The organism is Streptomyces sp. HSW2009 (genome assembly GCF_040240285.1).
GTDB lineage: Bacteria > Actinomycetota > Actinomycetes > Streptomycetales > Streptomycetaceae > Streptomyces.
On the sequence record NZ_JBEHZD010000283.1, the window covers coordinates 1 to 9,935 of the forward strand.

General features: G+C 70.4%; 9 protein-coding genes. 8 read left to right on the forward strand and 1 reads right to left on the reverse strand.

What is annotated here, in order from left to right:
- Positions 1-614 precede the first annotated feature (614 nt).
- The 7 genes from AAHZ94_RS20400 (at position 615) to AAHZ94_RS20430 (ending at position 7,056) form a co-directional block, all read left to right on the forward strand.
- Positions 615-2,288 (forward strand): MFS transporter, encoded by a 1,674-nt coding sequence (locus AAHZ94_RS20400; RefSeq protein ID WP_349994413.1) that lies wholly within the window; start codon positions 615-617, stop codon positions 2,286-2,288.
- A gap of 113 nt (positions 2,289-2,401) precedes the next feature.
- Positions 2,402-2,947 (forward strand): MarR family winged helix-turn-helix transcriptional regulator, encoded by a 546-nt coding sequence (locus AAHZ94_RS20405; RefSeq protein ID WP_349994414.1) that lies wholly within the window; start codon positions 2,402-2,404, stop codon positions 2,945-2,947.
- A gap of 209 nt (positions 2,948-3,156) precedes the next feature.
- The gene (locus AAHZ94_RS20410) at positions 3,157-4,182 is read left to right on the forward strand and encodes an AvrD family protein (protein ID WP_349994415.1); all 1,026 of its coding nucleotides are present in this window, start codon (positions 3,157-3,159) and stop codon (positions 4,180-4,182) included.
- A gap of 219 nt (positions 4,183-4,401) precedes the next feature.
- Positions 4,402-4,989: a hypothetical protein gene (locus AAHZ94_RS20415; protein WP_349994416.1), complete on the forward strand. Its 588-nt coding sequence runs from the start codon at positions 4,402-4,404 to the stop codon at positions 4,987-4,989.
- A complete protein-coding gene (locus tag AAHZ94_RS20420) occupies positions 4,986-5,279 on the forward strand; it encodes a hypothetical protein (RefSeq protein ID WP_349994417.1) in 294 nt (97 codons plus the stop codon). The genes AAHZ94_RS20415 and AAHZ94_RS20420 overlap by 4 nt, the downstream gene beginning before the upstream one ends.
- Complete coding sequence (fabG, locus tag AAHZ94_RS20425) at positions 5,279-5,983, forward strand: 3-oxoacyl-ACP reductase FabG (RefSeq protein ID WP_349994418.1); 705 nt, start codon at positions 5,279-5,281, stop codon at positions 5,981-5,983. Before AAHZ94_RS20420 ends, fabG begins: the two co-directional genes overlap by 1 nt.
- A 218-nt stretch (positions 5,984-6,201) precedes the next feature.
- The gene (locus AAHZ94_RS20430) at positions 6,202-7,056 is read left to right on the forward strand and encodes an AAA family ATPase (RefSeq protein WP_349994419.1); all 855 of its coding nucleotides are present in this window, start codon (positions 6,202-6,204) and stop codon (positions 7,054-7,056) included.
- A 262-nt stretch (positions 7,057-7,318) separates the two neighbouring features.
- On the opposite strand, the gene AAHZ94_RS20435 is transcribed toward AAHZ94_RS20430, so the two are convergent.
- Positions 7,319-7,942 carry a hypothetical protein gene (locus tag AAHZ94_RS20435; protein ID WP_349994420.1) on the reverse strand — a complete coding sequence of 208 codons (624 nt, stop codon included), beginning with the start codon at positions 7,940-7,942 and terminating at the stop codon, positions 7,319-7,321.
- A gap of 1,220 nt (positions 7,943-9,162) precedes the next feature.
- Between AAHZ94_RS20435 and AAHZ94_RS20440 the strand changes: the two genes are divergently transcribed.
- Positions 9,163-9,804 carry an HNH endonuclease family protein gene (locus AAHZ94_RS20440; protein ID WP_349994421.1) on the forward strand — a complete coding sequence of 214 codons (642 nt, stop codon included), beginning with the start codon at positions 9,163-9,165 and terminating at the stop codon, positions 9,802-9,804.
- Positions 9,805-9,935 lie beyond the last annotated feature (131 nt).

The window sequence follows — 9,935 nt, forward strand, 5'->3', positions numbered from 1 at the left end:
TGCCCCCCGCGTCGATCCCGCTCCGCGTCACGGCTGGCCCGTGTCCGTTGCGTACCGCCGCCCGCCGCCCGCCGCCCGCCGCCCGCCGCCACGAGCCACTCGCCTCGCGCCCCCGGCCCGCGCGCCCTTGGACCGCCGGCCGGGACTGGCTCCGCACGGGTGCCCGCCGGACGGAGGGTGTGTCGCCCTCGGCTCGCGTCCGGAGCGGCGGACGGCGGCGGATGACGGAGGGCGGGTGGCAGCGGACAGCGGTGAGGGGGATGGAGCGAGGGGCGCGTAGGTGCGCGGCGAGCCGTGAGGGGCGCGCCGGCGCCCACCCGTACGGCGGCCCCTGGCGGCGCGGGTGACTTGCCGTCGGAGCTGGTAACTGTGCCTGACGCAACATCAACTTCCTTGCTGATGTGGCCAGTTCGCAAGGGGGGTAGCTGGCCCTCCGCCGGAGGGTGACGGTCATTGAGGCGTTGACAGTCGGCGCGGCCATCCATACATTTCTCAATCGTAGGAAATTTCGATGATTACCCATCCCGATGGACTGGCCGGCGGAGTGATCGGTGTGGTCGGTGTTCCGGCGTGCCGGTCCGCGGGGTGGGATCGACCAACCCTGGGGGGAACCGATGTCCAGCACGCCAGTAGCGCAACCACCGCCCGCGTCGACCGACGCCCCCGCCGGGCGCGGCTGGACCCTCGCGACGGTCTGCGTCGCGACGTTCATGCTGATGCTGGACCTGACCGTGGTGAACGTCGCCCTGCCCGACATGCGGGAGACGTTCGACGCCAGCTTCGCCGACCTCCAATGGGTGCTGGACGCCTATGCGTTGGGGCTCGCGGTCTTCCTGCTCACCGCCGGTTCGCTGGCGGACCGCTTCGGCCGCAAGAAGCTCTTCAACCTCGGCTTCGTCATCTTCCTGCTGGCCTCGCTCGCCTGCGGCCTGGCCGGGGACGTCGTCGTCCTCTCGATCGCCCGCAGCGTGCAGGGGCTCGGCGCCGCCGTGCTGTTCGCCATCGGCCCCGCGCTCATCGGACACGAATACCGGGGCAAGGACCGCGGCGCCGCGTTCGGAGTCTTCGGCGGCGTCGCCGGGCTGGCCATCGCCTTCGGTCCGCTCATCGGTGGCGCGCTCACCGAAGGGCTGAACTGGCGCTGGATCTTCCTGATCAACCTGCCGGTCGGCATCATTGCACTGGCCATCGGCCTGGTACGGATGCGGGAGTCCAGCGACGCCAAGCCCCATGCGCTGGACTGGTGGGGCCTGGTCACCTTCTCCGGTGCGCTGGCCCTGCTCGTACTCGGCTTCCTGCGCGGCGAGGCCGAAGGGTGGGGCAGCGCGCCCATCGTCGGCATGTTCACCGCAGCCACCGTCCTGTTCCTGGTGTTCTTCCTGGTGGAGCGGCGGCTGGGGGACGCGGCGATGCTGGACCTCTCGTTGGGCCGCAACACCACCTTCAACGGCATCTCCGCGGTGACCCTGCTCTGCTCGGCCGCCACCATGTCGGCCATCTTCCTCCAGATCTCCTACGTGCAGAACGTGCTGGACTTCAGCGCCTGGGACACCGGACTGCGCTTCCTGCCGCTGACCCTGACCTTGTTCGTCGCCGCGGCCATCGCCGGCAGCCTGACCGCGGTGGTCCCGCAACGGCTGCTGGTGGGAACCGCGATGGCGGCCATCGCGCTCGGGCTGTGGCTGGTCACCCTGGTGGACGCGGACAGCAGTTGGACCGCCCTGCTGCCCAGCATGGCGGCGACCGGCGTCGGCATGGGCCTGTTCAACCCCTCCCGCGCCTCGCTGTCCATCGCGGTCGCCGAGCCGGAGAAGGCCGGCATGGCCTCCGGCATCGGCGAGACCTTCCAACAGGTCGGTGTCGCGGTCGGCATCGCCTCGGTCGGCGCCCTCTTCCAGTCCCGGGTGGTCGACCTGTTCGTCGCCTCCGACGCGGGCAAGCAACTCGGCCCAGGCGCTGAGGAGTTCGGGCACGCTGCGGCGGCCGGCGGCGGGGACGAGGCCGCCGCGGCGGCCCCGGCGGGGCTGCGGGACACCCTGGAGGAAGCCGCCCGGGCCGCGTTCGTCGACGGCCTGCACGACGTGATGATCGTGTGCGCCGTCCTCGCCGCACTCGGCTCGGCGATCGGGTACGCGTTCATCCGCACCCGCGACCTGCACGAGAGCGCCATCGCCGGCACCCAGCCACCCGGCGAGAAGGACAGCGGACAGCCCGCCGGGCAGCCCGGCGGCAAGGAGGAAGAGGAAGCCGCGCCCGTCGTCGGCGCCCAGGTGCCGGCCGACATCTGATCGGCTCACATCACACCGGCGGCGATCCTCCGACCGAGGGGGGTCGCCGCCGCGCTCCGCCAGCGATAATGGAGCCAGACAGTCGAGTTCCGCCCCGGTTGGGAGAACGCCCCATGCCACAGCCCCTACAGCACCCCGAGGCCGTCGCGGCGGCCGACCCCGAGGTGCCGGCCGTGCCGGCCGCGTCCTTCGACTTCCCGCTGGTCAACCGGACCGGCTACCTGCTCAACAAGGCCGGCCTGCTGTTGCTCAGCGAGGCGGAACACGCCCTGGAGGGCCAGGGCATGCGCATGCGCTACTTCTACGTACTGGCCGCACTCGAAGGCGGCCACCTGCTCTCCCAGCAGGACCTGAGCCGGCTGCTCAGCCTGGACCCCACCACGATGGTGGCGCTCATCGACGAGATGGAGTCGGCGGGCCACGTGGAGCGGCGGCGCAACCCGGCCGATCGGCGGCGCTACATCCTCCACCTCACCGAAACCGGTCGCCAGGCACTGGCCGAGGCGTCCCAGGCGGTCGCCTCGGTGGAGGACGGGTTCTTCGCCGCCGTGCCCGAGGGCGACCGGGACCGCCTCAAGGCCACCCTGCGGCAACTGCTCGCCGACCGTTGGCCGAGCGTCATCGCCTGCGCCGAACCACCGGCCCCCCGAGCGGGGTGAATCCGGACCGACTAAATCCGGAACACGCAGAGCGCGTTCTTGCTATTCGGTCCGGATGTGATCCGTCCCATTGCGGGGATCTTCGGCGGCTTTCGGGCCGCACTTTAAATTCCTGCGGATTGACATTTGTGCGTGTTAGCCTCTTAGGGCCTGCCCAAGCTCTAGCTAAAACGGGCGGGTGGACATAACACGCCACGGGGGGCGGATTCATGAACACGGGGGAACTCTCTTTTCGATCTCTTGACGCCTGCCTTGGGCCGGGCGACCAGAGGTTCTTCGGAAGTGGCTACAAGCGAGTCGGCCAACAGCTCTTCGACCTTCACACGGACGGCTCGGCCATGCCGGGCGCCACGATCACCGCACGGGCCGGGCTCCGCTATCCGCAGGACTGGTCCCGCAAGGCCGCCGGCCGGCTCCAGCCGCACCTCAGCACCATCGACGCCATCGTCCTGGCCGTACAACTCGCCGAGGTCCAGATCAACCACGCCCGCGCGCTCGACGACGAGCAGCAGCGGCACACCTGGCTGTGCCACGCCGAGGTGCGTGCTGGCATGCAGCCGCAGGAAGACCTGGACCGCTTCCCATGCCGGGCCAGGCTGCGTGCCTCGATGCCGGGCCAGGGCCCCGGCGCACCGCGGCTGCGCAGCACGTACGACTGCCTGATCGGCAACCTCAAGGTCCGCTGCACGCTGGAGCACGCGCCAGGACGGGCCGGCACCCGCCCGCATCCCACCTGGTACGCCACCGGCGAGGACGCCCTCGGACCGGCTTCCACCAGGCATTACGGCGAGGGGTACAAGGCCAGGCGGCACATCACCGAGGACGTGAAGGTCGACCTCGCGGCGCAGCGCGTCCGCGCGGCCCAGCGCATCACGGTGCAACCGCAGGGCACGGCCGTCACCCGCGGGGCGGAGGCGGCGTACGAGCCGTCAGCGTCCGTCGTGGACATCGTCGTCGGCATCGCGCAACTGGCCCAGGTGATGCTCTACAACCAGGACGACGTCTCCCGGGGCAGCAGCAACACCCTGTGGATGCGCCGCATGCACGTCGAAGCCGATGCACCGCTGCGGCCCCTGGACCGCCCCTTCGAGGCGACCGCCTACACGAAGAAGAGCCGGCTCCTGCCGCTGGACGGCAGCCTCTGGCGGTGCACCGACCTCGCCGTGGACGACTACCTGGGAATCCGCGGGTCCTGCTCGATCGCGCACCGTCTGCCCGAAGCCGTCGCGGCCTGACGGAAGCACGCACACTTCACCCCGGGAGAGTGAAAACCCCTCACCCGGCTCAATAGACACCGCACCCACAGGGCATTTCCCTTTGCCCGCGAAACGGTTGTGGTGGAAGTTTCTCAAAGGCGTGGCACGTCGAATAAGGCATGCCCGATCGCATACCCACGCATTCCCAAAAGGGAAAGGTATTCGACGTGCCCGCCGACCACACGGGGGAGTCACCTCATGCCCAATTCACCCTCACCCACGCAGTACTGCGGCCATGCGCTCGTCATCTTCGAGGGCGCCGCCAGAATCGCCTGGCACACCGACCCGGACGGCGCCTGGACACCGTGCGCCGTCTGGCCCGGTCCGCAGGCCCGCGCCCGACTCGCCGAACACCTGCACCGCGGACACCCGCTGCTGGTCGTCCTGGAGGGGCCGGACGTCACCGTTCCGGTGTTCCAGGACGAGCTGGACCGTGCGCCCGCCACCGTACGCATGGCCCTGCTGCCCGGACCGAGGGGCATCGAGCCGGCCAACGGGCCGAGCCGGGACGTCACCGAGGCCCGGGTGCCCTTCCTGGACTGGCTGCCCGCGCCCTTGCGGGCACGCGGCACAGCCTTCCTGGCCCACAGCGAACAACTGCTTGACCGCACCCCGTTGGCGCTGCTGCCACCGCTGCTCATCGACGAGCCGCAACACGGCGACCGGCAGGTGCGCTTCGCCCGCAGGCTGCTGCCCGGCGCGGTCACTGACCCCCGGCTGGGCGAGGCGATCCGCTATCTGTTCACCAAGGCGACCGTCACCCTGGTTCAGGAGCCGGGGCGATGAGCACCCACCAGCAGCCGGCCGACACCCCACCGCGGCACCGGGTCACGCCCGCGCCCGCCCGGCTCCCGACGCACCGTGACACCGACACCGACCATGTGCCGGTCCGTACGGGGTCCGCCACCGACACCGACCAGGTGCCGGCCCGTGCGGAGTCCGCCGCCGACACCCAGGCCACCGAGCCGGTCCCGCCGCTGCCCACGAGCGGTGAACTCGGCCGGGCCCTGGCCGCCGCCGTACGCGCCAACCTGCTGCGCGCGACGGCCGCCACGACCGGGACGGAGCGGCACTGATGGCACGTTCCGTCCTGGTCACCGGCGGGAACCGCGGCATCGGGCTGGCCGTGGCGCGCCGCCTGGCCGCAGCCGGCGACGCCGTGGCCGTCACCTACCGCTCGGGCGAGCCGCCCGCCGAACTCCTGGGCGTCCGGGCCGAGATGACCGACACGGACAGCATCCACCGAGCCTTCGACCAGGTGGAGGCGGAACAGGGCCGGGTCGATGTGGTGGTCGCCAACGCGGGCATCACCCGAGACACCCTCTTCCTGCGCATGTCCGAACCCGACTTCACCGAGGTCCTGGACACCAACCTGGTCGGCGCCTTCCGCACCGCCAAACGCGCGGCCCGCGGCATGCTCGCCAACCGCTGGGGCCGGATCGTCTTCATGTCCTCGATGACGTACGCGTACGGGGCGCCGGGACAGGCCAACTACGGCGCGTCCAAGGCCGGCCTACTCGGCCTCGCCCGGTCGCTGGCCTGGGAACTCGGCCCCCGCAACATCACCGTCAACCTCGTCGCGCCCGGTCTGATCGACACCGACATGAGCCGACGGATCAGCGCCGAACGCCACGAAGAACTGATGCGCAGCACACCCATGCGCCGGGCCGGAACCGTCGAGGACGTGGCTGAAGCGGTGCACTACCTGGCCGGCGACGGCGCCCGCTACGTCACCGGAGCCGTACTCCCGGTCAGCGGCGGACTGGGCCTCGGCGGCTGACACCCACCCGTGACCAACCCACACCCATTCGCAACCAACCCGTGCCCACCCGCACGCCTGTCACGTCTGTAAGGCGCCACACCCACACGGCGCCACACCCACGCACGCCAAGCAGCCCGTACACCTCCCCTGATCCTGCCGATCAGGCCCTGACCAGCAGATGCGTACCCACCCTCGGCAGGCAGCCGAGCCACTCGCAGACCCGACAAGGACCCACCATGCCCAGCAACGCGACCAGTACGCCCCACTCGACCGACACACCCGACCCGCTCCAGGCCGCCCGCCCGGCAGCCAGCCAAGGTCCGGCCGAACGCGTCGTCCACCTGGCCATCTCCGGCACCTACTCCAGTGGCAAGAGCACCACGACCGAGGCGGTGTCGGTGGCCACCGGCATCCCGCGCAGCCACGCCATGACCTCCCGGGAGATCCTCAAGGACCTCGTACCGGGCAAACAGGTGCAGGAACTTTCGGCCGTCGAACTCCTCGCCCTCGGCCTGCGCCGGCTCGAAGAGCGCATCCACAACGAGGCACAGCCCGGCTCGTTCGTCTCCGACGGTTCGGTCATCCACGAGTGGATCTACGGCGAAGCCCGGATGCGGGTGGGCATCCACCCGGGAGCCGGCGCCTTCCACAAGATGCTCACCGAGCTCGCGGGACTGCCGGTCAAACGGTTCTACCGCCAGTACATGGACGCGTACGGCCGCATCACCAAGGACCGGGCCAAGCGCGTCTACGACGCCTTCGTCCATCTGCCCGTCGAATTCGCGATGCGCGAGGACGGGCACCGGCCGGTCTCCGAGGAGTTCCGCCGGATGTCCGACCAACTACTCATCGAGACTCTGGAAGAGATGGAGATTCCCTACCACGTGGTGCGGGGCTCCGTGGCTGAGCGGGTGGGACAGATCGTGGAAATCTTCGACCTGCCGCTGGTGATGCCGCTGCCCGAGGCGGTCGAGATCGCCGAGCGCCGGGTCGGCGAGGCCAGCGCCCTCCTCGAAGCTGACGCCCGACGACACGAGGCACAGCGGCAGAAGTCGCTGCGCCGCCGCATCCGCTACGCCCTGCGCTACTGACGCGGGGCCGCGTGCCCGGGCGCGGCGACGGGTGGGGCGGCGGACGCCGGCTGGCTACAGTGGACCGGCGCGCTGAGGACCCGGCCGGGTGGCTCGCGCGCCGGCCGCCCGCCCCGTGGTGGCCGTCTCGCCAGGACCGCCCGCCGGCGCGTGGCGGATTGGTGAACGAAGCGCCGGGGGGGGGCCCGGGGGGGGGGGGGGCCCCCGGGCGGGGGGGGGGGGGGGGGGGGCCCGGGGCCCCCCGGTCTGCCGGGCCGTGGGGTTACTGCACCTCAAGCCCGATCACGATGCCGTCGGGGTCGTAGCCGTTGTCATCGAGCGCCCAGGCGCTCTTGCCGCCGCCCTGACTGGCCCAGGGGGTGACGGTCGGCACGCCGGGGCGCCCACCGTCGACCGCCTGCACGGAGAGCCGGAAGTCGTTCAGGTTGGCGGAGGTGGGCCAGGCCCGGGTGTCGAGGAAGAGCCGGTACTTGTCCGGGTCGTAACCGTTGTCGTCGGTGATGTACGAGCTGTCGCCGCCGCCCTGGCTGGCCCACGGCGTGTACTGCACGGTTCCGTAGCCGCCGCTGCCGTCCATGGCCTGGGCGCCGATCCGGAAGTCGAGCTTGCCGAGCAGGTCACCCGGGACCGTCTGGAGGTCGATCAGCACCGCGTCGGGGTCCCGGCCGTTGGAGTCACCCGCCCAGGGCGAGACGCTGTTGCCGAACTTGGCGTACTTCGTGAACTGCTCGACGCCGTGCTGCGATCTGCCACCGTCGTCGGCGAACTGGATGCCGACCCGGAAGGAGTTCACCTCAGCCGCCTGGGCGGAGGTGGGCAGGGCCGCCATGGACAACGCAGCCGTGGCAGCGGCCACCGCGGTGAGGATTCGAGAAATGCTCCGCATGGTTCCTCTCACTTCGGTAGTGACGGCCGACCAGGACGTGGGCAGCCGTCATTCTGCACGCGAAATCGGGAGTGGAAACACTTTCTGGTACGCAGAGTTGCAGAAAGAAGGTTAGGCATATGACAGCAGCGGCGCCAGCGATGTTCCGGCCAGTCGTGGCGTGAAGCTATGGTGAGGGTCTAGAAGATGCAGGGTAAAGGCTCTGGCGATCTTCGTTAATTCCTCAGGCGAATGATCTGGGCGTTGAAAAATTCGAACGAAAATCGAAGAATGTTTCGGACGCGTGCTCCCGGATCTTGCGTGAGCCTCGGCCGCGCTGCTCTCGCCACTCACTTGACCTGCATGGATGATGGCTCTCATGGGAGATGGCGGCGCCCCCGAAATGGTCCATCCGCGCTCGGCTGCCGCCGTGGAGTAGTGGATGCGGCCTCGCAGCCTGCCGGTCTACACGTTCTCCTGACGGTGTGTAGAAATGCAGGGTGCGTGCTTCCGCTTTCCTGTGCGCCTTTCCATGTCGACTAGGTGCGGAGAGTATCGCGGTCGGGAATGGTTGGCGGGCATGCCGAAGCGCCCCGCGGCCGGGACGCGGGAGCGGCGTGCGGGAGTGGGAACGCGTGCGGTGAAGTGGCGAGTGGTGGGTTTTCCTCGCCTGGTGCGGGGCGGGGCGAAGGAATTCCGCCAAGCCGTTCGCGTACGGTCGAATGTTTATGCTCGGCCGCCGATTCCGTCGGCCACGGCCGGCCCGTGGTGGGGCTCGCGTGATCGCTGGTCCTCGGCGCTGCCGGCCCCCGTCGCCCGTTCCGCCTCCCTGGGTGAATCCCTACCGGGTCGTCGGCGGTAGGCGGAGTAACGGTACGGACCGTGCCGCGGTGTGAGGGGGCGACCTGAAGTGAAGTGACCGGAAGCCGCGGCCGAATGTCCGATTCCGCGCGTGGTAGTCGGATATAGGGGGACCTTCTGGTTGATGGCGTTCCAAGTCGGTCGCTGGGGCTGGAGCCGGCCGCCGCTGTGCACCAGACGCCCCCACCCCACTCCGGCAGCGGGCGTCGACAAGCCCTCGCCACGCCGCCGGGCGCTCAAGTTGGCGATCAGGGAGGCGAGTTGGCCGTGAGCTACTGCTCATGAACTGTTCACCCGCGTGTTTCTACCCGCATAGACCGGGTGCCGTCACGATGGGCGACGCCGCCTCCCCCCTCGATGCACGGGAGTTGACGTTCCTCATGCAGATATCCCGCCGCAGCGCCCTCGCCGCCGCCGTCGCCACCGCCTCGGCCGCCCTCTCCCTGTTGGCCACCGCCCCCTCGGCGCAAGCCGCACTGCCCACCCCGGTCAGTGCCGCCACCGCCCGGTCCTACCTGGCGGCCATGCCCGCCACCGCCGAGCACTCCCTCACCGGCTACAGCCGCGACCTCTTCCCGCACTGGATCACCATCAGCGGGAGCTGCAACACCCGTGAGACCGTACTCAAGCGGGACGGCAGCGGGGTGGTGACCGACTCCTCCTGTGCTGCCACCTCGGGTAGCTGGTACTCCCCGTACGACGGTGCCACCTGGTACGCCGCATCCGACGTGGACATCGACCACCTCGTGCCGCTGGCCGAAGCCTGGCGCTCCGGTGCCTGGTCCTGGTCCACCTCCACGCGCCAGTCCTTCGCCAACGACCTCAGCCGCCCCCAGTTGCTGGCCGTCACCGACAACGTCAACCAGTCCAAGGGCGACCAGGACCCGGGGAGTTGGTGGCCCTCGCGCACCGCCTACCACTGCACGTACGCGCGTGCCTGGGTCCAGGTCAAGCACGACTACGGGCTGTCCGTCGACTCCGCGGAGAAGAGCGCACTCAGCTCCGTACTGAACGGCTGCTGACGCACGTCACTCCGCTGGTGGGGGGGGGGGGGGGGGGGGGGGGGGGGGGGGGGGCGGGGGGCGCGGCGCCGCGCCCCGCCCCCCCCCCCCCCCCCCGCCGCCGCCGCGCCCCGGCCCGCCCCCCCCCCCCC